20 protein-coding genes are annotated in these 22,854 nt (G+C 58.9%); 9 read left to right on the top strand and 11 right to left on the bottom strand.

The window, feature by feature from the left end; genetic code table 11:
• Positions 1–71: 71 nt before the first annotated feature.
• Positions 72–1,586: an NAD(P)/FAD-dependent oxidoreductase gene (locus tag VGE55_RS00290; RefSeq protein ID WP_331129745.1), complete on the bottom strand. Its 1,515-nt coding sequence runs from the start codon at positions 1,584–1,586 to the stop codon at positions 72–74.
• Between the two features lie 132 nt (positions 1,587–1,718).
• Here VGE55_RS00290 and VGE55_RS00285 point away from each other — a divergent pair, with 132 nt between their 5' ends.
• Positions 1,719–2,447 carry a nitroreductase gene (locus tag VGE55_RS00285; protein ID WP_331129744.1) on the top strand — a complete coding sequence of 243 codons (729 nt, stop codon included), beginning with the start codon at positions 1,719–1,721 and terminating at the stop codon, positions 2,445–2,447.
• Positions 2,448–3,005: 558 nt separating this feature from the next.
• On the opposite strand, the gene VGE55_RS00280 is transcribed toward VGE55_RS00285, so the two are convergent.
• The 3 genes from VGE55_RS00280 to VGE55_RS00270 form a co-directional block, all read right to left on the bottom strand.
• Positions 3,006–4,310 (bottom strand): OmpP1/FadL family transporter, encoded by a 1,305-nt coding sequence (locus VGE55_RS00280; RefSeq protein ID WP_331129743.1) that lies wholly within the window; start codon positions 4,308–4,310, stop codon positions 3,006–3,008.
• Between the two features lie 120 nt (positions 4,311–4,430).
• A complete protein-coding gene (gene aceK, locus VGE55_RS00275) occupies positions 4,431–6,272 on the bottom strand; it encodes a bifunctional isocitrate dehydrogenase kinase/phosphatase (protein ID WP_331129742.1) in 1,842 nt (613 codons plus the stop codon).
• Between the two features lie 81 nt (positions 6,273–6,353).
• Positions 6,354–7,535 carry an isovaleryl-CoA dehydrogenase gene (locus VGE55_RS00270; RefSeq protein ID WP_331129741.1) on the bottom strand — a complete coding sequence of 394 codons (1,182 nt, stop codon included), beginning with the start codon at positions 7,533–7,535 and terminating at the stop codon, positions 6,354–6,356.
• Positions 7,536–7,627: 92 nt separating this feature from the next.
• Between VGE55_RS00270 and VGE55_RS00265 the strand changes: the two genes are divergently transcribed.
• From VGE55_RS00265 to VGE55_RS00250, 4 genes are all read left to right on the top strand, one after another.
• Positions 7,628–8,662: an MBL fold metallo-hydrolase gene (locus tag VGE55_RS00265; protein WP_331129740.1), complete on the top strand. Its 1,035-nt coding sequence runs from the start codon at positions 7,628–7,630 to the stop codon at positions 8,660–8,662.
• A 56-nt stretch (positions 8,663–8,718) separates the two neighbouring features.
• Positions 8,719–9,708: a GTP-binding protein gene (locus VGE55_RS00260; RefSeq protein ID WP_331129739.1), complete on the top strand. Its 990-nt coding sequence runs from the start codon at positions 8,719–8,721 to the stop codon at positions 9,706–9,708.
• Positions 9,709–9,756: 48 nt separating this feature from the next.
• Complete coding sequence (dksA, locus tag VGE55_RS00255) at positions 9,757–10,182, top strand: RNA polymerase-binding protein DksA (RefSeq protein WP_256763483.1); 426 nt, start codon at positions 9,757–9,759, stop codon at positions 10,180–10,182.
• A gap of 298 nt (positions 10,183–10,480) precedes the next feature.
• Positions 10,481–11,251, top strand: a complete 771-nt coding sequence (locus VGE55_RS00250) for a hypothetical protein (protein ID WP_331129738.1) — start codon at positions 10,481–10,483, stop codon at positions 11,249–11,251.
• Between the two features lie 86 nt (positions 11,252–11,337).
• Here the strand turns inward: VGE55_RS00250 and rsmI are convergent, their stop codons facing one another.
• Positions 11,338–12,231, bottom strand: a complete 894-nt coding sequence (rsmI, locus tag VGE55_RS00245) for a 16S rRNA (cytidine(1402)-2'-O)-methyltransferase (RefSeq protein ID WP_331129737.1) — start codon at positions 12,229–12,231, stop codon at positions 11,338–11,340.
• Between rsmI and VGE55_RS00240 the strand changes: the two genes are divergently transcribed.
• The 4 genes from VGE55_RS00240 to VGE55_RS00225 all read left to right on the top strand — a co-directional run bounded on the left by VGE55_RS00240 (position 12,230) and on the right by VGE55_RS00225 (position 14,598).
• Positions 12,230–12,703 (top strand): YraN family protein, encoded by a 474-nt coding sequence (locus VGE55_RS00240; protein ID WP_331129736.1) that lies wholly within the window; start codon positions 12,230–12,232, stop codon positions 12,701–12,703. The two genes, rsmI and VGE55_RS00240, sit on opposite strands and share 2 nt — an antisense overlap.
• Positions 12,704–12,785: 82 nt before the next feature.
• Complete coding sequence (locus VGE55_RS00235) at positions 12,786–13,385, top strand: phosphoheptose isomerase (RefSeq protein WP_331129735.1); 600 nt, start codon at positions 12,786–12,788, stop codon at positions 13,383–13,385.
• A complete protein-coding gene (locus VGE55_RS00230; RefSeq protein ID WP_331129734.1) occupies positions 13,378–14,043 on the top strand; it encodes a BON domain-containing protein in 666 nt (221 codons plus the stop codon). The genes VGE55_RS00235 and VGE55_RS00230 overlap by 8 nt, the downstream gene beginning before the upstream one ends.
• 51 nt (positions 14,044–14,094) lie before the next feature.
• Complete coding sequence (locus tag VGE55_RS00225; RefSeq protein WP_331129733.1) at positions 14,095–14,598, top strand: TlpA disulfide reductase family protein; 504 nt, start codon at positions 14,095–14,097, stop codon at positions 14,596–14,598.
• 18 nt (positions 14,599–14,616) lie between these two features.
• Here VGE55_RS00225 and VGE55_RS00220 read toward each other — a convergent pair whose 3' ends face one another.
• The 6 genes from VGE55_RS00220 to tssF all read right to left on the bottom strand — a co-directional run bounded on the left by VGE55_RS00220 (position 14,617) and on the right by tssF (position 22,843).
• Positions 14,617–15,021, bottom strand: a complete 405-nt coding sequence (locus tag VGE55_RS00220; protein ID WP_331130102.1) for an RNA-binding S4 domain-containing protein — start codon at positions 15,019–15,021, stop codon at positions 14,617–14,619.
• Between the two features lie 101 nt (positions 15,022–15,122).
• Positions 15,123–15,842: a hypothetical protein gene (locus tag VGE55_RS00215; RefSeq protein WP_331129732.1), complete on the bottom strand. Its 720-nt coding sequence runs from the start codon at positions 15,840–15,842 to the stop codon at positions 15,123–15,125.
• 111 nt (positions 15,843–15,953) lie between these two features.
• Entirely contained in the window at positions 15,954–17,357 is a 1,404-nt protein-coding gene (locus VGE55_RS00210) for a caspase family protein (RefSeq protein WP_331129731.1), read from the bottom strand.
• A complete protein-coding gene (gene tssH / locus VGE55_RS00205) occupies positions 17,350–20,004 on the bottom strand; it encodes a type VI secretion system ATPase TssH (RefSeq protein WP_331129730.1) in 2,655 nt (884 codons plus the stop codon). Before tssH ends, VGE55_RS00210 begins: the two co-directional genes overlap by 8 nt.
• A complete protein-coding gene (gene tssG / locus VGE55_RS00200) occupies positions 20,001–20,987 on the bottom strand; it encodes a type VI secretion system baseplate subunit TssG (RefSeq protein ID WP_331129729.1) in 987 nt (328 codons plus the stop codon). The genes tssH and tssG overlap by 4 nt, the downstream gene beginning before the upstream one ends.
• Entirely contained in the window at positions 20,984–22,843 is a 1,860-nt protein-coding gene (gene tssF / locus VGE55_RS00195) for a type VI secretion system baseplate subunit TssF (RefSeq protein ID WP_331129728.1), read from the bottom strand. The genes tssG and tssF overlap by 4 nt, the downstream gene beginning before the upstream one ends.
• Positions 22,844–22,854 lie beyond the last annotated feature (11 nt).

Genomic DNA, 22,854 nt, shown 5'->3' with positions numbered 1-22,854 from the left:
GAGAAGGCTAATGGGTGGGCTCCGTTTGAGCCACTGGCGTCACCCTGCGGGGTGACGGATGATGGCGGGTGTTATGCCGCCTTGGCCACAGGCTTGCGGCTGGCCTTGCGCGCAGGCTTGGCTGCTGCCACGGCCACAGCGCTGAAATCGAGGTATTCGTCCTCAATCTTGCTCTTCTTCAGCACAGGGCGGTCGGCCAGGTAATTGTTTTCAATCGTCCAGGGGAACTTGCCACCTTGCTTGGGCAAGCGGTCCGCAGCACGCTTCATGTAACCCGCTTCCAGGTCAAACATGGGTGTGTCATTCATGTCCACACCGTTGGCCTGTGGCACCACCTTGTTGAACCCTTTGCTCTCCATGTGGTTGATGAGGCGGCACATGTATTCAGCCGCCAGGTCGGCTTTCAGCGTCCAGCTGGCATTGGTGTAGCCAAACACCATGCCAAAGTTGGGAATGCCGCTCATCATCACGCCCTTGTAGCTCATAGTCTGGCTGGGTGACAGGCTTTCACCGTCCACCGTCAGGCTCATGCCACCCAAAATCTGCAGGTCCAAACCAGTGGCGGTCACCACCATGTCGGCTTCCAGCACCTGGCCGCTTTTCAGCTTGATGCCGTTTTCCACAAAGCTGTCGATGTGGTCGGTCACAATGCTGGCCTTGCCCTGCTTCAGCACCTTGAACAGGTCGCCATCGGGCACCACGCACAGGCGCTGGTCCCACGGGTTGTAGCTGGGCGTGAAGTGCTTCATATCGAAGTCTTTGCCCATGCGCAGGCGAGTGGCACCCAGCAACAGGCGCTTAATCGCCTTGGGGCGCTCCTTCGACAATTTGAAAATCAAACGTTGCAAACCAATGTTGCGGGCACGGCCAATTTTGTACACCAGGGTGTCGGGCATGAATTTCTTCAACACCGACGACACAGGGTCAATCGACGGAATGGATGCGATGTAAGTGGGCGAACGCTGCAGCATGGTCACATGAGCAGCCTTGTCGCTCATGGCAGGCACCAGCGTAATGGCTGTGGCGCCAGACCCAATGACCACCACCCGCTTGCCGGTGTAGTCGATGTCCGAGCTCCACTTTTGCGGATGCACCAACTCGCCTTTGAATTTTTTGATGCCCTTGAAGTCGGGCAAATAGCCTTGGTCGTAGTTGTAGTAACCGGTACAACCCAGCAGGAAGTTGCTGGTGAACACTTCGGTTTTGCCGGTTTCTTCGTCCAGCGCTTCCACAGTCCACTGGCACTGCTCAGAGTTCCATTGAGCACTGACAACTTTGCGGCCAAAGTGGATGTCTTTGGTCACACCAAACTCTTCAGCGGCTTCGGTCACGTAGTTGCGGATTTCGTCGCCATTGGCCAACACCTTCTCGCCTTTCCAGGGTTTGAAGCTGTAACCCAGCGTGAACATGTCAGAGTCTGAACGGATGCCGGGGTAACGGAACAAGTCCCAAGTACCGCCAATGGCCTTGCGCCGCTCCAGAATGGCGATGCTCTTGCCCTTGCAGTTCTGCTTGATGTGGCAAGCCGCGCCAATGCCGGACAGGCCAGCCCCAATGATCAGTACGTCGACGTGTGGATTGTTCATGTGTGTTGTCCCCTTATGTGACTTTCTGTATTGTCAGTTGAGAGAATAGTCGCGCGTTGGTCGGCTTGGCTAGGAATAATTCCTCTAAACTGCTTGCGGTACGCCAAAGACTATTACACAGGACAACGGAACATGGAATTCCTTGACACATTAAAAGCCCGCCACAGCGTTCGCGCATTTGACAGCAAACCCATTCCAGAAGCCCTTTTGCAACAGATTCTGCAGGAAGCCGCCCTGTCGCCCAGTTGGTCCAACACCCACCCTTACCGACTGGCCTTGGCCACCGGGCCCGTGCTGGAAAGCCTGCGGACTGAGCTGTATGCCCGCTTTCAACGCACGATTGCCCTGCAACGCGGGGGCAAGCTGAAGCAGCTCACCGGGTTGCTGACCCGCGACCCAGGTATTCCCGATGGCGACGTAAAACCCGTGGTGAACTACCCCAAGGACCTGCAAGGCCGCCGGGTGGAGTGCGGCAAAGGCCTGTACGGCGTGCTGGGCGTGAAGCGCGATGACTTGAAAGCCCGCGACCAAGCCATGGCCGAGAACTTTCGCCTGTTTGGCGCCCCGGCTGCGGTGTTTTTGTTTGTGCATGAAGGCGTGGGCATATACAGCGCACTGGATGCCGGTATTTACCTGCAAAGCCTGATGCTGGCGGCTACGAATGCAGGCTTGGGCAGTTGCGCGCAAGGCGCATTGGGCCTGTTCCGAAGCCCCTTGGACAAACATTTTGAAATCCCCAAGCAATACAAACTGCTGTGCGGCGTGGCATTGGGCTATGAATTGGATGTGCCGGTGAACAAGTTTCAGCCGGAAAAAATTGCGGCGAAGGAGTTGTTGTTGCCAGCAAAGACAAGGCGCTAATTACGACATTACACGTATCAATGCCCGTTCTTTACTTCAGCTTGAGTCGCAGCTCTGCGCAGTTACCTCGCCCTTGGCGACGGCCAATCTGGGGCTCAAAACCTGAGCCTCGCGATCGCTGAGGTCGACCCTCCAAAAGTAACGGTCGGGAATCGACCTCTGAACTGACCTTTGGTCAGTTCACCGCGCCTGCTTGTCACGGTTTTGCAGATTGTCCTGACTGTCGCTGCAGGGGAGGCGAACCGCGCAGGCCGATGAACCGGTGCCACGAACCCGCTCGGTGACATGCCCCTATGCAATACCGTTATGCCCGGCGCCGAACAGTCAGCCCCCCGATCGGTTTGACCCGCAGAGCATTCGAACACACGGACCGAGATGTCTGAGCCACGCAGTGGCGAGTTATCGGGACGGTTCGACATGCGCGGGACAACCTTTACTTTCGGGGGGCGTTCGGACCGGGCTGCCGGTGTTGCCTAGGGGCTTCAAAAAACACTGGCCTGCTGGCATTACCGGCAGCAACAAAAGACACCGATCAAGCTCACACCATGAGCCCAACCCTCAATAGCTCAACCCCAAGGTCATGCCCACACTTTCCTGCCCCATGTCGATGGTCTCAACAGGTCCGGGTACTGGCAAGGCAGACGGCCCCGTCACCCGCACATTGGGCGCTCGCATGTAGTGGGCCGACAATTCTGCGCTGCTGCTCAGCTTGTAGGTAAAGCCTGCCGTGTAGTGCTTGGTCACCACACCGGGTGCCAGAATGTTGAAGGTCACGTCCTCGGGTCCAACCGGGTTATCACCTTTGTTGTAGCCGCCTCGCAGGGTCAGGTTATCCGTCACGCGGTATTCCAGTCCGAATTTCCGAGTGGTTACATCGCTCCACCCAAAGCCAGGCCCGTCGCTGTTACCCAAGCAATTGCAGCCCGGTGCAGCGCCAGCCCGTGAGTTGCCAACCGCGGGCACTTCACTGAACTCCACTTTGGTGATGTCGGCTCCCACGCGCAACCGGGGGGTGACTTTCCATGAAACCCCCAAGCCCTTGTTGGTGGGAATGTCGAAGTCGCCTTGCCCAGCAAACAGGCCCGCGTATTCATTGAACTTGCTCATGTTGATGCGGGGCGAATACGACACACCCACATTGACAGGCCCGTAGGTGCCGTAATAGCCCACGCGGTAACCTTGCCCATGGCTGGAACTGGTGCCCTGGTTGGTCAGGCGGTTGGCGTCCGCACTGTAACCAAAGGTGCCGAACAATTGCAGCCCTTCTGCATAAAAACGCTGGTACACCAACAAGGGCGAGATGCCCACTGCATGGTTGGCGTTGATGCGAAATGCCACCGTGGGCGCCACCACCAACTGCTCCAGATTGACGCCCGCCGGGCCTTGTCCGCACAAGGGGTTGCCTCGACCGCCCGATGCGAGACTGGTTGGACAGGCTGCTGTATTGCCCTTTTGGTAATCGGTGTTCAAGCCGCCATTGCCATAAATGGCCACGCCAGCCGTCACGCGGTCAGTGATCTTCTTGCTAAAACCAAAGTCAGGAATGATGAAGAGGTTGCGGTCACTGCGTTCCGAAAAATCAAATTGACCCAACGGGCCACCGGTGCGCTCCGCACCCCGTCTGGGCACAAAGGCGTCAAAACCGGCATCGAACCGGTTGCCCACGTCCACCAACAACGCCGGGTTGTTGGCAGGTGCCATGGCATCGTCTGCGATCGAGAGCGACACACCGCCTCGGCCTTTGGCCTTGGTGCCATACCCATGGGAAAAGTAACCGTTGGTGGCGGATACCGGCCCCGCCAGCAAAACCAGGCTCAACACCTGCGCCTTGAGCACCGTGGAAACAACGCGGGAAATCTTCATGGCAAACACAGCAGGGCGAACCCGCCCATTCAAACAGCAACGCCGCGAAGTGTACTGGTTTAAACCTGCATTCCAAAGGACAAAGTTGACATACGCTTATAACCGCAAGCTGTCAGTAAATTACTGATCGCGCTGCATTTTCCGGAAACGGTTGGTGAACCGAACCGCCTCGGAATACGGGAAAATATCCTCAATGTGCCCTTCGGCAATTCGTTCCTTCCGGTTCTGCCAAAACTCGTAGGTCAACAAGTCGGCATGTCGCCCCAGAAAGGCCTTGCGCACCCGTCGATCCCCCAGCAAAAACTGACCAAACTCTTCGGGGAATACATCTTTCGGGCCAACCGTGTACCACGGCTCGGATGACATCTCGGCTTCCGGGTTGGGTGCCTCGGGAATTTTCCGGAAGTTGCAGTCATTCATGTACTCGATTTCATCGTAGTCGTAGAACACCACGCGGCCCAAGCGGGTCACACCAAAGTTTTTGAACAGCATGTCGCCGGGGAAAATATTGGCGGCCGCAAGCTGCTTGATGGCGTTTCCATACTCGGTAATACCATGCTCCACTTCAGCATCGGTGCCATGCTGCAAGTAAAGGTTCAGCGGCGTCATGCGCCGCTCGATGTACAGGTGTTTGATCACCACCGTGTCGTCTTCAAAAGTCAGCGAGCTTTCGCAGGTGTCTTTCAGGTGGTCCAGCAATTCCTGAGAAAACCGCTCCAGCGGCAAACCGACATGGCTGTATTCCCAGGTGTCGGCCATGCGCCCCACCCGGTCGTGCCACTTCACCAATTGGTATTTGTGCATCACGCCGGCCCGGTCTATTTCTTTGGAGGGGGCGATTTTGTCTTTGATCAGTTTGAACACATACGGGTAGGACGGCAGTGTGAACACCGCCATCACCAAACCCTTGATGCCGGGCGCCACAATGAACTCATCGTGGCTGTGCTTCAGGTGGTGCAGGAAATCGCGATAAAACAGGGTTTTGCCCTGTTTCTGCAAACCCAGCATGGTGTACATCTCGGCCTTGGGCTTGTTGGGCAACAGGCTGCGCAAAAACTGCACATAGGCACCCGGCGTTTCCATGTCAACCAAAAAGTACGCCCGCGTGAACGAAAACAACGTGGCAATTTGCTGCACATTGAATAACACGGTGTCGATGTACAAGCGCCCGCTGGAGTCGCGAAGAATGGGAATGGCAAACGGCTGTGGCATGTTGCCGTTGATGAACTTGCCAATGATGTAAGCGCCCTTGTTGCGGAAAAACAGGCTGGACAGCACCTGGATTTGCATATCGGGGTCTACCTTGATGGGCCTGGGCAGCACTTGCCGGGCGGCATGCACCACATAGCGCAAATCCCGCTCAAGGTCGACAAACTGCGCATTCAATTCAAAATCATGGATCAGTTGACGAAGGCTTTTGCGCAAACCACCGTACAAGGGGTTGGTGGGGTAATAGCTGCGGTAAGAGGGTGGATCGCTTTCCACATACTCGGTGCTGACCGCTGGACGAACAAACAGAAAGCGGTTGTGAAAGTAATCCCGGTGCAAAATTTTGGTGACGGCCGAATTGAAAAATGTTTCGGCCAACTCGGGCTGCTTGTGGTCAACCAGGTAAGTCACATATCGGGTCTTGATTTTTTCCCAGATGGACTCTGACTGCAGCAGTGGCCCATAATTGCGTCGCAGCAGGTCCACAGCCTCTTTCACGCGCTCGTCGTAAAAGTCAATCCGGTCACGGGCCAAGCGTTGAATGAGGTGCCAGTCACCTTCTTCAAACAATTTCTTGGCCTGCTGTGCACAGTAGCGAAACAAACGGTAGTGCTTGTCAAAGCCAGCCAGAATGTCTGCGGCCACCTTCTTCGACAGCGCTCGCTCTTCTTCTTCCGTCAGGGTGCTGATTTCGCTGAGTTCGCCTGCGTCCAGGTCGTCCAGGTTTTTTGCATCGTAGGGCAGGCTGTGCATGACAAACTCTTACAGGGTCAGTTCAATCGAGGGGCTACCCGCATTGTAGCCCCTGAAACCGGACACCGACTTTGCAGGCATTCACAACGTTTCAGCGAACAACTCCCGTCCGATCAACATGCGGCGAATTTCGCTGGTGCCCGCGCCAATCTCATAGAGCTTGGCATCACGCCACAAGCGGCCACAGGGGTATTCGTTGATGTAGCCGTTGCCACCCAAAATCTGAATCGATTCACCGGCCATCCAGGTGGCTTTTTCAGCCGAGTACAGAATGGCGCCTGCACAGTCCTTGCGCAGTTTGCGCACTGTGTCGGGCGTGGCTTTGTCGCAGGCCTTGCCCACCTGGTACACATAGGCGCGGGTGGCCATCAGGGTGGAATACAGGTCAGCCAGCTTGCCCTGAATCAACTGGAATTCGCCAATGCTTTGGCCAAACTGCTTGCGGTCGTGCACGTAAGGCACGACCACATCCATCACGGCTGCCATAATGCCCAGCGGCCCGCCACTCAACACCGCGCGTTCAAAATCCAGGCCGCTCATCAGCACATTCACGCCGCTGCCCACCCGGCCCAGCACGTGGGTTTCGGGCACTTCGCAGTCTTCAAACACCAGCTCACCGGTGTGGCTGCCGCGCATGCCCAATTTGTCCAGCTTCTGTGCAATCGAGAAGCCCTTGAACCCCTTCTCGATGAGAAACGCGGTGATACCACGGGGCCCCGCGGCCAAGTCGGTTTTGGCATACACCACCAACACATCGGCATCAGGCCCGTTGGTGATCCACATTTTGGTGCCGTTCAGCACATACTTGTCGCCCTTTTTGTCGGCACGCAATTGCATGCTCACCACGTCCGAGCCCGCATTGGGCTCGCTCATGGCCAAGGCGCCAATGTGCTCACCGGAAATCAGCTTGGGCAGAAAGGTTTTGCGCTGCCAGTCGTTGCCATTGCGGCGAATCTGGTTCACGCACAGGTTGGAGTGGGCACCGTAGCTCAGCGCCACCGAGGCACTGGCCCGTGAAATTTCTTCCATGGCAACGATGTGTGCCAGGTATCCCATGCCACTGCCGCCCAACTCCTCTTCCACGGTCAGGCCCAGCAGGCCCATGGCGCCCAGCTTGCGCCACAGGTGCATGGGGAACTGGTCGGACCGGTCAATCTCGGCCGCGATGGGGGCAATCTCCTTCTGCGCAAAGGTCTGGACAGCGTCGCGCAAGGCGTCAATGTCTTCACCCAAATCAAATTGAAGGCCTGGCAAATTCAGCATGAAAGTCTCCTAGAACAACTGTTTTTTCGGAATGATGCCCTACAATCAGGCGCTTGAATCAGCCAAATGACTGAAAAGTCGCCAGAAAACACATGGGAATTGAACGTTTGTTTGAACCGCCGGCTTTGGGCCAACCTGTGCCAGTCGCACCCGGCATTTTGTGGCTGCGCTTGCCCCTGCCCTTTGCGCTGGACCACATCAATGTGTGGCTGATTGAAGAGGCCGACCAATACACCCTGGTGGACACGGGTGCTGGTTTGCCCAATGTGGCCGCCCTGTGGGAAGAGATTGAACGAACCCTGTTTGCCCGCAAGCCGCTGGGACGCATCATCGTGACCCATGCCCACCCGGACCACATCGGCATGGCGGGCCCCTTGGCCCGCAAGCACGGGGTGAACGTTCACATGTCGTCGGCCGAGTATTTCATGGCCCGCGGCCTGTGTGCCAACCTGCCCGGCTTTGATGCCCACAGCCTGGCCACCTTCATGGCCAGCCACGGTTTGGCTCACGAGGAAAAAGCCGAAGAAACCCAAAAGGCGCGTGGTGGGCTGTTTGCCCGGCTGGTGCCTGAACCCCCGTTGGGCTTTCAGCGCATACGGCACGGCGACGAACTGGTGATTGGCGAACACACCTGGCGGTGTATGGCGGGCTTTGGCCACAGCCCTGAGCACATCAGCCTGGTGTGCGAAAGCCTGGGCGTGATGATCAGCGGGGACATGCTGCTGCCCACGATTTCCACCAACGTGAGCGTGTATGCCATTGAGCCCGAGGGCAACCCGCTGCTGGCGTTCTTGAAATCGGTCCAAGCCATGGCCACCCTGCCCGACCGTTTGATGGTGCTGCCCTCACACGGCGTGCCCTTCAAAGGCATTCATGACCGCTGCGCCCAATTGCTGCGCCACCATGACCACCGCTTGAACGAACTGCTGGACGCACTGAAGGCTCAACCTTTGTCAGCCCGTCAGGCCATTTCAGTGCTGTTTAAACGCGAGATGGATGGCCACCAAATGAGCTTTGCCATGGGCGAAGCAGTGGCGCACCTGCATTACCTGTGGCGCAAAGGCCTGGCCCGGCGCACGCAACAGAACGGTGTTTGGGTGTTTGAGGCAACACCCGAAGCCCTTTAAATGAGCGAAACCATCCCCATGTGTTGGGGTCGACGATTTTTACTGAAGCACAGACCATGAGCCAAGCACCGCACACCCTCATTCCCGTCACCATCCTCACCGGCTTTTTGGGCAGCGGCAAAACCACCCTGCTCAACCGCATCCTGAAGGAAAACCACGGCCTGAAAATCGCCGTGATTGAAAATGAGTTTGGCGAGGAAGGCGTGGACAACGACCTGCTGCTGCAAAACGAGCAGGAAAACATTGTGGAAATGAACAACGGTTGCCTGTGCTGCACCGTGCGGGGCGACCTCGTGCGCATTTTGGGTGACATGGCCGCCCGCAAGAAAAAAGGCGAAATCAAATTTGACCGCGTGGTCATTGAAACCACCGGCATGGCCGACCCAGGCCCTGTGGCTCAAACCTTTTTTGTGGACGACGTGGTCGCCGAAAGCTACCTGTTGGATGCAGTGATTACCGTGGTGGATGCCAAGCACGGCATGCAACAACTGGACGAGCACCGCGAAATCCAGCAGCAGGTGGGTTTTGCAGACCGCATTCTGCTGTCCAAAACCGATCTGGCCTCGACCGATGAGGTTCAAACCCTGAAAAAGCGGCTGGCCAAAATGAATGCCCGTGCCGAACAGATGATCAGCGACCACGGCAACGCCCCGGTGGCCAAACTGCTGGACGTGAAGGGCTTCAACCTGAACTCCATCCTGGACATTGCGCCCGACTTTCTGGACGAGGACAAGCACACCCACAACGATGAAATCCAAAGCTTTGTGTTCAAAAGCACCAAACCGTTCGATGGTCAAAAATTTGAAGAATTCATGGGCTCGGTGACCCAGGTGTATGGCCCTGACATGCTGCGATACAAAGGCATTCTCTCCATCAAAGGCAGTGACCGCCGGGCATTGTTCCAGGGCGTTCACATGCTGATGGGCTTGGACTGGGGTCGCAAATGGGAGCCCGCCGACAAAAAAGAAAGCAAAATCGTGTTCATCGGGCGCAAACTGCCCAAGGAGTTCATCACCCAAGGGTTAGAGCTCTGCCTGGCACGTTAACGGCTATACTGGTATATAGTGAGTGGATCGACGAATTAGAGGCCTGACATGACAACGCAAAAAGTGCCCATCATCAGCGAGAAGGAATTGCTCGCGATGCCTGAAAAAGACTACATGAATGAGGTTCAACTGGCCTTCTTCCGGCAGCGGCTTCAGGACATGGAAAAGGAACTGCTGGCCAACGCTGGTGAAACCACCGAACACCTGCGCGAAACCGTGGTGGTTCCTGACCCTGCGGACCGTGCGACCATTGAAGAAGAACACGCGCTGGAGCTGCGTACCCGCGACCGCGAGCGCAAGCTGCTGAAAAAGGTGCAGCAGTCCCTTCAAAAAATCGACAGCGGCGATTATGGCTGGTGCGAAGAAACTGGCGACCCCATTGGTGTGGCCCGTCTGCTGGCCCGCCCCACAGCCACACTGTCCCTGGAAGCCCAGCAACGCCGGGAACTGAAACAACGGATGTACGGCGACTAAGCAACTTGCTACAGTGCTTCGCCCAAAAGGGCGTTTTCCTTCACCGGAAAACGCCTTTTTTCATTTCCAACAGGACAATTCTGACAATCCTGCAAATTTCCTAAAAATTTAACATCGGTAAAAACCGATAAAAATCATTCACTTAAAGAACAACTTTACACAGAGATAAGTTATTTACTGACAAAAACACCGAACTTTGCGAATTGTTCAAGCCATTTCCCTCTGATTTGATGTGGAACGCAACGAAGATTGCGGATGTAAAAAAACCTAAAAAATCATTTCAAACGACGGAGAAAGTATGGCCTTAGACGATCTGAAAAACGGCTTGAACGCTGTTCCTGTGGCAGGAGAAATTCTGGCGGGTGTTCTGGATACCCTGGCAGGTTTTGCGCCAGATGTCCCTTCATTCCCCTCAGCGCCCGAGCTGCCTGGTGTACCGACCAGCCCCGACGCCTTCATCAGCTTGCTGACCGGCTTGGCCGACGGCGGACTGCCCTCGGTGCCCGGTTTGCCTGGACTGCCCGATACACCCAGCCTGCCCGACTTCCCGGGCCTGCCCTCCATTCCCGGTTTGCCATCTGCACCCGAGCTACCCGGCATCCCCACCAGCCCAGAGGCCGTGGTTGATGCACTGACTGGCCTGGCTGATGGTGGTTTGCCATCCCTCCCCAGCTTGCCAGACGCCCCGAGCATTCCCGGCTTGCCAGCGCTACCCACCAGCCCCGAAGCCGTGATGGACCTGCTGAGTGGCTTGGCTTCTGGTGGCCTGCCCGATGCACCGAGCATTCCGGGTTTGCCAGACCTGCCCACCAGCCCAACGGCCGTGGTCGACCTGCTGACAGGCTTGACCGACGGTGGACTGCCATCCATTCCCGGATTGCCAGACGCGCCCGGCCTGCCCGACTTCCCCGGATTGCCATCCTTCCCCTCGCTGCCGGACTCACCCGTCAGCTTCGAAGATGGCACATTGAGCATTGTGCTGGCCAACGACGCAGCGCCAATTTCCGTGTCCGCCTCCCTGAGCGGCCTGGAACTGCCCGGCGCACCGTCACTGCCCTTGCCAGTGTAATGCAGTGACTCTCGGGGCCTTGGGCGCAAGCCGGGTTCCCGAGATTCGTTCAGTGGTATTTCGCCAGCCCCCTCGGCTGGCTTTTTTTATGCATTCTTGAGTTGCAAAGCCCGTTCATAGATGGCATTTTTTGGCAGGCCGGTGGCCTTGACTGCCAAAGCCACCGCAGACTTCAACGGCAGCTCGGCCAGCAATGGTTTCAACCAGTCGTCCAGGCTGACATTCAACCCATCGGCAGTCTCGGGCTCAGGCCTTGCGCCTGAAATCACCCACACCCATTCGCCCCGTTCGGCGTTGGGGTCTGCGCGCACTTCTTCAAACACCGCTGCCCCTGCGCCACGGTAAAAGGTCTCAAACTGTTTGGTCATTTCGCGCCCGGCACACATGGCGCGGTCGGCCAAGCCCAGTTGCGCCAACTCATCGACCAGTTGCAGCACCCGGTGCGGCGCCTCAAACAGAATTTGTGGCTCGGGCAGGCTCATCCAATGCGCCAGCAGGTTTGTGCGCTCTTTGCCTTTGGCTGGCAAAAATCCACGGAAAGTAAAAGGCCCGTCCACCAAGCCGCTGGCCGCCAATGCGGTGAGTACGCTGCTGGCCCCAGGCACTGGCACCACCGGAAACCCCGCCTGCGCCACCACCCTCACCACCACAGCCCCAGGGTCCGACACCGCCGGGGTGCCCGCATCGCTCACCAAAGCAATGCTTTCGCCACGCTCCAGGCACTGAAGAATGCCCTGCGCACTGGTTTGCTCATTGTGTGCGTGGTGGGCCATCAAGGGTTTGCGAATACCCAACTGCTCCAGCAAACGGGCGGTGTTGCGCGTGTCTTCGGCGGCCACGCGGTCCACGCTCTCCAGCGTGGCGCGGGCCCTCAGGGATATATCACCCAGATTGCCGATGGGGGTTGCCACTACATAGAGGGTAGGCTGACGCGATGGGTCAGACTGTCGAACCTCCAGGCCCTTCCCGGAATCATCCATGCGCAGCAAATCTCCAAAAAATGATGCTCAGGCGCCATTGTCCCGCATTCCGTGGGCCCCTGCCAAACCGGCCACATCGCCTGCGTCCATTCCCTCGGCACGGCAACAGCACATTCGTCGCAGTGGTCAGGAAGCAGAAGCCCGTGCGCTGGCCTTTTTGCAGCAGCAAGGGCTGGTTCCCATTGCACGCAATTACCGCTGCAAGTGTGGCGAACTGGACCTGCTGATGGCCGATGGCGACACCGCTGTGGTCGTGGAAGTGCGCAAACGCCGCAGCACCAGCCACGGGCATCCATTGGAAACCATCGACCCCTTCAAGCGCCAGCGCATCAGCTTGTGTGCGCAACTGTGGTGGATACGGCAAGGTCAACGCCAGTACAAGCACCTGCGTTTTGATGTGGTCAGCATTCTCAATGAAGCCCAGCCCCAGTGGATTCGCAACGCCTGGTTGTTGACGCTGTGCAAACCGTGAGGCAATCAAGCAGTCCAGCCAAACGCCCGCACGGTGCCTCACCTATAATAGGCAAACCAATTCCACCCTTGGGGCAACCGCCATGGATCTCATCACTCGAATCACCCACCAGTTCGACGAAAGCATCAAAGCCAAGCAAGCCGCCACCGAAGAAATGGCCGGCGGCATTGCCACAGCTGTCGAAGCCATGGTGGCCACACTGACCAATGGCGGAAAAATTCTGGCTTGTGGCAACGGCGGCTCAGCCGGCGACTGCCAGCACTTTGCCGCTGAATTGGTCGGCCGGTTCGAGCGTGAACGCCCCGGGCTTGCTGCCATCGCACTCACCACCGACAGTTCGGCGCTGACCGCGATTGGCAACGACTACAGCTTCAATGAGGTGTTTTCAAAGCAGGTGCAGGCCATTGGTCAGCCCGGCGACATTCTGCTGGCCATTTCGACCAGCGGAAACTCCAAGAACGTCTTGTTGGCCATAGAAGCCGCTCACCAGCGGGAAATGACCGTGATTGCCCTCACCGGCAAAGGCGGGGGTCTCATGACCCAGGCCCTTCAAGGCGACGACATCCACCTTTGCGTGCCGCACCAGCGGACCGCCCGTATTCAGGAAGTTCATCTGCTCACCATCCACTGCCTGTGCGATGGAATCGATGTCTGCCTGCTGGGAGAAGAAGACCATGCGTAGTATTCAAACCACCGTTCGTACCCGCACACTGACCGCCGTGTTGTGCGCCAGCCTGGCAGCGCCCTTGCTGGGCGGTTGCTTTTTTGGCGCTGCAGCCGCCCTCACAGCCGGGTCCATGGCCGCTGTAGACCGCCGCACGGTGGGCATTCAGGTCGAAGACCGCAATATTCAGCTCAAAGTCATCAGCGCCATCAACGAGAAGTTTGGCGACAATGTGCACGTCAACACCACGGTTTACAACCGACAGGTGCTGCTGACCGGCGAAGTGCCCGATGCCGAGACCCGCAACAAGGTTGAAGCGGCCGCAGCCAACGTGCAAAACGTTCGCCTCTTGGTCAACGACTTGCAAGTGGGCACCCCCAGCACATTCAGCAGCCGCTCCAACGATGCGGTGCTCACCACCAAGGTGAAGGCATCCCTGTTTGATGCGCAGGACGTGTTCGCCAATTCATTCAAGATCACCACCGAAGCGGGTGTGGTCTACATCATGGGGCTGGTGACCGAACGCGAAGCCAACCGTGCCGCGCAAATTGCGGCTGGCGTGGCTGGCGTGGTCAAAGTGGTCAAGGTGGTGGACACCATTTCTGAAGCCGAATTGACCCGGCTAACCGCCACACCCAACAATGGAACCAACCGCGAAGCGGAAAGTCAACGCTAAGTGATGCCCGGGGCGTTCAACGCCCCGGCGGGTTTTTGTGAGTACAACGGTATGAATCAGTTCAAAGTGATGCGCGTGGGTCGCGCTGTGTTCATGGCCGCATCCGTGCTGGTGCTGGCTGCCTGTTTTTCCAAACAGGCCCCGCAGTTGCCCTTCAAAACCATCACCGGCCAGGTGATTGCCCCAACCGATTACAAAGGCCAAGTCATGTTGGTCAACTTTTGGGCAACCAGTTGCACCACCTGCGTGAAAGAAATGCCTGGCATTGTCGACACGTACAACACCTTCAAAGACCAGGGCTTTCGCACCGTGGCAGTGGCCATGAGCTACGACCGGCCCGACTATGTGGTCAACTTCGCCGAAACCCGCAAACTGCCCTTTGACGTTGCGCTAGACCTGGATGGCAGCCTGGCCAAGGCCTACGATGATGTGAAAATCACCCCCACCACTTACCTGATCAACCGCAAGGGCGAGATCATCAAAACCTATGTGGGCGAACCCGAGTTTCCGGCCCTGCACAAGTTGATTCAGCAGGCCCTGGCAGAAAAGTCCTGACAGCGTCGTTGGTGAAGGCTACTCGCCACCACCCCACTGCACATCGTCCATGGCACGGCGGTCCCGTTTGGTGGGGCGGGCTTTGATCCCCAAGGCCGGGTCTTTGATGAGCTTGCGGTTTTCAGCCCGTCGTGCCCGCTCGGCCTTGCTCTCGGCGGTTTCCTGATACAGAGCCTGCGCCAGGGTGGCACTGCCCCGTTTGTCGGACAGGCCCGTGATGGTGACCACCATCTCGTCCCAGCCCACCGGAATACTCAGCACATCGCCCACTTGCACCGCTGTGGCGGGTTTTACACGCTCGTCATTGCACTTGACCTTGCCGCCATCCACCATCTCGGTGGCCAGGCTGCGGGTCTTGTAAAAACGGGCAGCCCACAACCACTTGTCGATGCGAACACGGGCACCGGGTGCCGAAAAATCCACTTTGCCGTTGGGGGTGAGTGCGGGAGAAGGTTTGGTGTGTTTACTGCGGCTCAATCGTCCAGCTCCAGGTCATCTGGCTGAAATTATGACAGAGGCGCTGTTTAAGGGGAAATGGGGGCCACGCCCGGGCCTTTCTCGGTTGGGGCATTGGCCACCGTCACAGCCCCCTTGGCCAGGTACCAACCGGTGGTGGTTGGGCGCATCGCCATCTCGACCGTGAAATTGGGCTCCAGGGTGCTGCCGTACGCCGTGCCGGTGCTCAACACAAAGATGGTGGGATCAAAAGACTCCACCTTCAAGTCCTTGAAATATTTCAGCATGTGGGCATCTTTCAAACTGGCTTGAAAGCGTGCCGTGACCGCATCGGATTGGCCAAAAGGTTTGTTCTCGGTGTAGTCCACCGTGCTTTCAATCCACAAGCGGCCAAAGCACAAGGCGTCATTTTCACCGCTGGGGGCTTTGCGAAAATGCACACCTTCCAGCGCTTTCAAACCCGACGAGGGGAGCACCACCCAACGGCCATCGCGGGTCTGGATGATGTCCAGCAGACCCGACAGGTCCCAGGCTTTCACCTCGCGCCCCACAGCACTGTTCTCGGGAATTTTGTCCCGTGCATACAAGTCGATGGCCTCGCCGGTGGGCAGGCGTGCGCACAGGGCACCATGGCTCAAAATAAAGGTTTCGGCCCGGGCACCGTCCAACAGGTTGTCTTTGGTGAGCATGCTGCGCGGGTTGCATGCAGCCAAACCCAGGGCGAGGACGCACACAGCCACCGCCTTGGGCAGCAGGGTCAGCACTCGGGTCAACGGGGTATTCGGCATGCAGGGGCCAGACAGAATTCGGGAACTTACTGAGTATGCCCCAACCGGAGTCCGGATCAAATGCAAAACAGCCCCTGAAAAAGGCAGCAATTGCCCAGTTGAAAAATAGTGTTACTTGCGCTCCTGTGTGAGTGCCCGGGGTGGTGAATAGCCCAGGGCAATGGCTTGGGCCTCGGCCTGAGCCGCCAAAATCGGCAGGGCCATGGCCCTGTAGTGCAGGGCCAATGCATAACTGGCAATGCCATTGCCCAGCCCCGTGGCGTACTGCAACCAACCCTCATAGCGCAAGCGGCCCACATCGGTTGCCTCGGCTTGGTGCAGCCGCGCCATGCGCATGGCAGCATCTTTGTCGCCGCGGGCCGCCTTCTGCAAATCACCTTGCGCCACTGAGGCCCCGTTGTCAGGGGCCACAAAGCTGGTTTTGAACAAACGCACGTCGCGACTGCGCAGCACGGACAGGGCCTGACGCGCACCGGCCAGGTCGAGGCTGGCCTGCTGGGCACGCCAACCACCGGGATAGTCCCGCAGAAATTGCTCGGCCAGCCGAATCACCTCGGGTGGCCAGGAAGCCAATGCCAATGCTTGCCAGGCCTGCAACACGTCAGGAGGGTCCGATGGCGCAGAACCCACGCTCAGCAGCGGCCCATCATCGACCGACAACGCCACTTTCCGGCGCGCATTGTCCGCAATAAACGGCGATTGGGCCAAGCGTCGGATGGCTGCCAACGGATGGGTACGCATGGTCTGTTCAACCGCCTGCTTGACTTGGCGGAGCAAGGCATCGAAGGTCAATTCGCCAGGTGCGGTCCGCAAAGCCTGCACCAAAGCAGCCGTGTAAAAGGTGTTTTGGTCGGCCGAGGCGGGAGACACAGCCGGTTTGCCCGCCGCGGTGGAAAAACAGACGATGGAGCCCACCGGGGCCTCCACCTGGTTCAAGCCATCGGAATCGCCCAGCGCGGCCCGAAGATCCGTTCGACAGGCATCAATCACCGTGATGTTCAATGCCTCCGGCCGAGCAGGCAATGCCGACAGCAAGCGCTGCTGCAACACCAGGCTTCGCGCAACCAGGTCGCGCCTGGGCGCAGCCGGGTTGGTGCCAGACCCCAGCAGCAAATTGTTGGCCGCCAACTGAAGACCATGGCCCGCATAGTAAAACAGCGTCACCGAATCGGGCGGCGCTTGGGCAACCCGCTGAACAAAGGCTTCTACGGTGGACATCAGCCCCGATTCGTCCAGATTGAGCGCTTGGGTGACATCGAAGCCGCGAAATGCCAGGGCGTCGGCCAGGTCCATCACATTTTTGGGCACTGGCGGCAAGTCATAGGGGCTGGGGTATTGGCCATTGCCCACCAACAAAGCATACCGTTGCGCACCCGTGGCAGCCTTCACGGGCCGGCCAGACTTTCCCTGTGCAGCGGCAGCGAACCGAGGCACAGCCAAGCCAGCGCCCACACAGGCCAAGAGGCGCGCCAGGCATGCCCTGCGCGGCAGGTTGACGCGCAACCCCTTAGGCATACTCGGCCACAACGTCGTCTGCTTTCGCCGTCAACGTGATGTGGGTGATGGGCTGCTTGTCGAGCATGGCGGTCAGCAGGCGCTGGCTGATGCCCGGCAATACCCGGTTGCTGATCAGCGAGCCGACCAGCCGCGCCCCTGAATCCGATTCGCGACAACATGCCACCAGGTGGTCCACGAGCGCATCTTCCACCGTCACGGTGAGGTGGTGAACCCGGCTTAAACGCTCAGCCACCCGCGCCAACTGCAAGCGCACAATGCGGGCCAGCATGTCCCTGGACAGCGGGTAATAAGGCACCACATCCAACCGCCCCAGAAGGGCAGGCGGAAACACCGCCAACAAGGGCTGGCGAAGCGCCTTGGTCAACACCGCCGGTTCGGGCTGGTGGCGCCCTTGCTCGCACAGCGCCATCAATTCGGCAGTGCCCACATTGGTGGTCAACAGGATGAGTGTGTTGCGGAAGTCAATGCGCCGACCCTCACCGTCCTCCATCCAGCCTTTGTCAAACACCTGAAAAAACAGTTCGTGCACGTCCGGGTGTGCCTTTTCCACTTCATCCAGCAACACCACGCTGTGGGGTTTGCGGCGCACGGCCTCAGTCAGCACGCCGCCCTGACCATAACCCACATAGCCGGGAGGCGCCCCTTTCAGGGAGGACACCGTGTGCGCTTCCTGATACTCGCTCATGTTGATGGTGATCAGGTTGTGTTCGCCACCGTACAGTTGCTCGGCCAGGGCCAATGCTGTTTCGGTTTTGCCCACACCCGAGGTGCCCGCCAGCAAAAACACGCCCTTCGGCTTGTCCGGGTCTTCAAGCCCGGCCCGGCTGGTCTGGATGCGGCGTGCAATGTGCTGCATGGCATGGGCTTGGCCCACCACCCGCTCGCCCAAGGTATCGGCCAGGGCCAACACCGTAGCGATTTCATCGCGAACCATGTTGCCCAAGGGTATGCCGGTCCAGTCAGACACCACGGCGGCCACACACTGGGCATCCACCTGCGGAAACACCATGGGCTGATCGCCCTGCACAGTCTGCAATCTCTGTTGCAATTGCTGCAGTTGTTGGCGAAGCACGTGCCGTGTGTCATCCGACGCACCATCGTTTCCACAGGCCAACAGTTGCTGACGAATACCCAACATGCTGTTCATCAGGCTCATCTCCTGAGCCTGCTGGGCTTCCAGTGTTTCAAGCACCTGCGCAAGCGTTGCCCGCTCTTCCGCATTGGTGCGCAGTGTGTCCGCATGGTCTGCCCCCAGATCCGTTTCGCGGCGCAAGGTGTCGATGTGCTGCTGTAGCGCCAAGAGCCGCTGCCGGGCCTGCTGTACGGCTGGCGGTGCAGCGTGCTGCGACACCGCCACCCGTGCACAGGCGGTGTCCAACAGTGCAATTGCCTTGTCAGGCAATTGGCGGGCGGGAATGTAACGGCGGGACAAACGGACCGCCGCCTGAACAGCCTCATCCAGCACCAGCACCGAATGGTGCCCCTGCATGGCCACCGCAAGGCCACGCAGCATGTTGATCGCTTGGTCCTCGGAGGGTTCATCCACCTGAACCACCTGGAACCGGCGGGTGACTGCCGGGTCTTTTTCAATGTATTGCTTGTACTCCGACCAAGTGGTGGCACCAATGGTGCGCAAATGGCCACGGGCCAGTGCAGGCTTGAGCAAATTGGCGGCATCGCCCGTGCCCTGCTGCCCACCAGCCCCCACGAGGGTGTGCACCTCATCAATAAACAACACAGTGGGTTGCTCGGCGGCCTGCACTTCATCAATCACTTGCCGAAGGCGCTGCTCAAACTCGCCTTTCATCGAGGCCCCCGCCTGCAACAGGCCCATGTCGAGGCTGAGCACGCGAATCGACTGGAGCGCTGGCGGCACCTGCCCTTGCACAATGTGCTGGGCCAAGCCCTCCACCACAGCAGTTTTGCCCACACCGGCCTCACCCGTGATCAGTGGGTTGTTTTGCCGGCGCCGCAGCAGAATGTCCACCACCTGGCGAATTTCCGTGTCCCGTCCGGTGACGGGGTCAAGCTTGCCCAAGCGGGCCTGTTCGGTGAGGTCTGTGGTGTAACGTTTCAGCGCAGCCTCGGCACCCAACTGTGACGCAGCCAGTGCGCCACTGGCCTCGCCCGGCACGCCTGCATCTTGTGGCAAAGGCTCGGCCTGCGCTTCAGGCGAACCCGCCAGCCAACCGGACCATTCATCGGCCAATTGGTCCGATGTCAGCCCCTTGAACCGTGGGCTGCAACGCAAAAGTACGGATTTCAGGCTGTCATTGCCCAACAACGCCATGAGCAGGTGCCCAGTGCGCACCTGACTGCAGCCGTGTTTGAGCGAGGCGTACACCCAGGCCCGCTCGGCCAGGTGCGTCAAGTCTTCGGACAAGTCGTGAATGCTGTTCGCACCACCGGGCAACCCGTCCAGTGCACGCTGAACATCGCCCAGCAAGGCCGACAGGTCTAATCCGCAAGCACGCAGCACACGGTGCCAGTCGCTGTCGTCCAGTTGAAGGATTTGCATCAGCCAATGCGCCCATTCCACCTGCGAATTGCCCCGCAACTTGCACAACACGGTGGCCCCTTCCAGGGTTTTGAACGCAGTGGAATTGAGTTTGCCGAACAAGGCGGCTCGACGAATGCTGGTCATGAACACTCCTGGGAAACAGGCGGGATGAGAAACGACAAGGAAACCGGGCGCAATTCAGCGATGGTCGGGCGACCCAAAAAAGCCGTGCGCCCCAGCGCCAGGCCCTGGCCACGGCGCAGTTGCAGTGGTGGAATTTGACGGGCATCGGGCAACAGAGCCGTGAGAATTCGCCACTCTGGGCCCAAGAGCACCCCCAAGGCCTGCCGCAAGGTGGCGTGCTGGCACCCGCCGCGACCCAAGGCAACAAACTGCACCCACGGCAAGGGCCCCAACACCACGCGGACACCCGCTTGCGGATGCCAACACCGGCGACCCAACTGGGCACCAGTGCCCAAGCGACCATGGCCTGCGCTGCGGGGGGCAGATCGAGGCGCCGGCAACCACTGGCCAACGCATTCCGTGATATGGACCGGGCATGCCCACCATGCGGACAGGCCTTTGCGCACCCGCTCGACTGTGGGTTGCGGCTTGACCAGGTGCGCCGCCAAACCTGGCTGAAAATGGCGGGGCAACCCATCGGCCAATGCCCAAGGCCGTGGCGACAAACCCAGCAAGCTGTGCAATGCGCGGTCAAACAGATTGGGCGGTGACCGGTGCAAGCCAATGTGGGGCATGGCTTGTGCCCAGGCCTTGTAAAACAGGCTGAACAAGCGGTGGTGAAACACGTCCAGAAACTCGGCAAATGCCTGGTCTTTTTGATGGTGCGCCTGCTGATGGGCCAATTCAGTCCAGTGCAGTGGCAACGCGCCTTGCGGCCCCAGCAAACCAAAGTTGTTGAGTTGCACCCGCTGCAGCGTGCCGTAGGCCGTATCCGCATCGCCCAAGGCCTGAATGTCTTGGGTGGCAAACCCCAGCAGCGGCAGTTGGCCCAAGCGGGCAGGATCCTCGCGCAACCGTGCACTGTCGCCCCAGGCGGTGGCCGCTGGATTGGCTTCCTCCAGGGCACGCAGAACGGCGTAAAAGTTGGCGTTGGGGGCAATCACACCAGAGACCTCAACCCGTGCTGAGGCCCGAATGTCAACACCTGCCCGGACGGCACACACTGCAAGCGGACCGAGAGGGTACCGTTGACACAAAGACTGCGACGCACATACACCGCCAAGACCTTGCCCAACAATGCGGGGCATAGCCCTTGCAGGCAATCTTCATTGAGCGTCAGGCGCAATTCCAGACCGCGAAACACGGCAGGCCGGCCTTGCTGCACCAGGCGGTGCGTGACTGGCTCGAGTGCGGCCTGTTGAACCGCACGGACCCATTGCAACTGTGCCGGATTTTCCGGGCGAGCAAACAGACTGAGCAGTCGGTGAAATGCATCGGTTTGGGTGGTGCCAGCGCCCAGGCTGTGCAAACCATGGATGTGCAAGGCCAGCAACTCAATCAATTGCCAATTGCCCCGCCCATGCGCCAACGGTGGGCTGGGGCGGCAGGGGCCCCGAACAAAGCGGATGGACTGTACCGGAAAACTGCCGGATGCCTGAAGGTCGGTGTTGCCCTGCCCCAAGGGCAATAGCAACGGCAAGTCGCGATTGGTGCACAAAGCCTGAACCGACAATTGCTGGATGGACTGCTCAACCTGGAGACGGCCATGGGCCACAGACAAACCAATAAACACCTCGGTGCCAACATGGCTGCTGCGCCCGCCCTCGCGCTGCGCTCGCTCGGACAATAAGCTGGCTTGCCGCCGAATGGTGTAATGCAGCGCCGATGGATCGTGCGCCCGCATGGCAGCCTCGGCTGTATACAAGGGCAATACATCCTCCCGACGCTGCGTACCATGCGCCACCACCGATTCAACAGCGAACACCTCGAAGTCCTGCGGTCGGCTTCGATTGGGTACCAAGTGCAATTCGTGCTGGGCCGGGTCCACAGCCACCCGGTCACACGCCATGGAAAACAGGTTCACCACCGGAACGCAGTGCAGCGCGAGGCTCTCTGTGTCCACCCAACGGTCCATTTGCGGGTGGGTATCCTGAAAGCCGAGCATGATTTCAAGCCCACGCCCGGTGGCTTGCTGACAGGCTCGCAACAGGTGCTGAACCCGGAAAAACAGAAAGCGCTCAGGCAGACTGAATACTTCATGCAGCAAACGAAACCCACTGAAGACCTGGTTGTGCTCTGGCAACAATGCCTCAGTGTCTTCGAATCCGGGTGTGGCCAGTGCATCGCCTGGCAATTGAACCCAAGGCTCATCCGATGAGCCCCGAACAGCCACAACAACGGTTTGACAGGCAATGCGCTGGTGTAATTCAAAGGCCCACTCTTGGGGCGCAGACACATAGAAATCCAGTGTGTCCAAGGGCAGGCTTGCCATGGTGCCGGCCCCGGTGCGCTGAAGGCGAATTTGCAAGGCGCTGGCCAAGCGAAGTGACTGGAGGCCAGCGCCCTGGGGCGCCCCATGCTGGACACTGTGCAGTTCAACAGGCCACAGCCTACAAGCCTGCGCACTGCGAAAGGTCACCGGGGTGACAGTGCCTTTGGCGACCATGGACTGAAATTGCGTGCCCACCTCGACGAGCACACCTTTGGACAAGGCAGGGTCTTGCGACTGCAGATGGAACTGCACCACCCCCATGGCCGGTGTGGGTGCCGTCGCACCCGGCATGATTCGCTCCAGCAACTGCCCGGTGAATTCGGGAAACGAGGCCTGCAACTTGAGCTGAGTTCGCGCAGTCAGGAATGCAAAGCCCTCGAGCAGGCGCTCCACGGTTGGGTCTTGAACAGTCTGCGAATCCAGCCCCAAGCCAGCAGCAATTTTGGGGTGGCGCAGAGCGAACTCCCGCGCCACATCGCGAATGTGGGTCAACTCCTGGTTGTAGAGTTCGAGCAAACGCGGATCCATGCGCGTGGTGT

The sequence above is a fragment of the Limnobacter sp. genome, from assembly GCF_036405155.1.
Lineage (GTDB): Bacteria > Pseudomonadota > Gammaproteobacteria > Burkholderiales > Burkholderiaceae_B > Limnobacter.
This window is presented reverse-complemented; position numbering and strand designations above follow the sequence as displayed.

What these genes read in the sequence shown, in the direction of transcription:
- VGE55_RS00235 (WP_331129735.1), top strand. Translation starts at nt 12,786, where the DNA reads ATGGATCTCATCACTCGAATCACCCACCAGTTCGACGAAAGCATCAAA.
- VGE55_RS00290 (WP_331129745.1), bottom strand. Translation starts at nt 1,586, where the DNA reads ATGAACAATCCACACGTCGACGTACTGATCATTGGGGCTGGCCTGTCC.
- VGE55_RS00225 (WP_331129733.1), top strand. Translation starts at nt 14,095, where the DNA reads ATGAATCAGTTCAAAGTGATGCGCGTGGGTCGCGCTGTGTTCATGGCC.
- VGE55_RS00215 (WP_331129732.1), bottom strand. Translation starts at nt 15,842, where the DNA reads ATGCCGAATACCCCGTTGACCCGAGTGCTGACCCTGCTGCCCAAGGCG.
- VGE55_RS00285 (WP_331129744.1), top strand. Translation starts at nt 1,719, where the DNA reads ATGGAATTCCTTGACACATTAAAAGCCCGCCACAGCGTTCGCGCATTT.
- tssF (WP_331129728.1), bottom strand. Translation starts at nt 22,843, where the DNA reads ATGGATCCGCGTTTGCTCGAACTCTACAACCAGGAGTTGACCCACATT.
- VGE55_RS00280 (WP_331129743.1), bottom strand. Translation starts at nt 4,310, where the DNA reads ATGAAGATTTCCCGCGTTGTTTCCACGGTGCTCAAGGCGCAGGTGTTG.
- VGE55_RS00260 (WP_331129739.1), top strand. Translation starts at nt 8,719, where the DNA reads ATGAGCCAAGCACCGCACACCCTCATTCCCGTCACCATCCTCACCGGC.
- rsmI (WP_331129737.1), bottom strand. Translation starts at nt 12,231, where the DNA reads ATGGATGATTCCGGGAAGGGCCTGGAGGTTCGACAGTCTGACCCATCG.
- aceK (WP_331129742.1), bottom strand. Translation starts at nt 6,272, where the DNA reads ATGCACAGCCTGCCCTACGATGCAAAAAACCTGGACGACCTGGACGCA.
- dksA (WP_256763483.1), top strand. Translation starts at nt 9,757, where the DNA reads ATGACAACGCAAAAAGTGCCCATCATCAGCGAGAAGGAATTGCTCGCG.
- VGE55_RS00265 (WP_331129740.1), top strand. Translation starts at nt 7,628, where the DNA reads ATGGGAATTGAACGTTTGTTTGAACCGCCGGCTTTGGGCCAACCTGTG.
- VGE55_RS00210 (WP_331129731.1), bottom strand. Translation starts at nt 17,357, where the DNA reads ATGCCTAAGGGGTTGCGCGTCAACCTGCCGCGCAGGGCATGCCTGGCG.
- VGE55_RS00250 (WP_331129738.1), top strand. Translation starts at nt 10,481, where the DNA reads ATGGCCTTAGACGATCTGAAAAACGGCTTGAACGCTGTTCCTGTGGCA.
- VGE55_RS00230 (WP_331129734.1), top strand. Translation starts at nt 13,378, where the DNA reads ATGCGTAGTATTCAAACCACCGTTCGTACCCGCACACTGACCGCCGTG.
- VGE55_RS00270 (WP_331129741.1), bottom strand. Translation starts at nt 7,535, where the DNA reads ATGCTGAATTTGCCAGGCCTTCAATTTGATTTGGGTGAAGACATTGAC.
- tssH (WP_331129730.1), bottom strand. Translation starts at nt 20,004, where the DNA reads ATGACCAGCATTCGTCGAGCCGCCTTGTTCGGCAAACTCAATTCCACT.
- VGE55_RS00240 (WP_331129736.1), top strand. Translation starts at nt 12,230, where the DNA reads ATGCGCAGCAAATCTCCAAAAAATGATGCTCAGGCGCCATTGTCCCGC.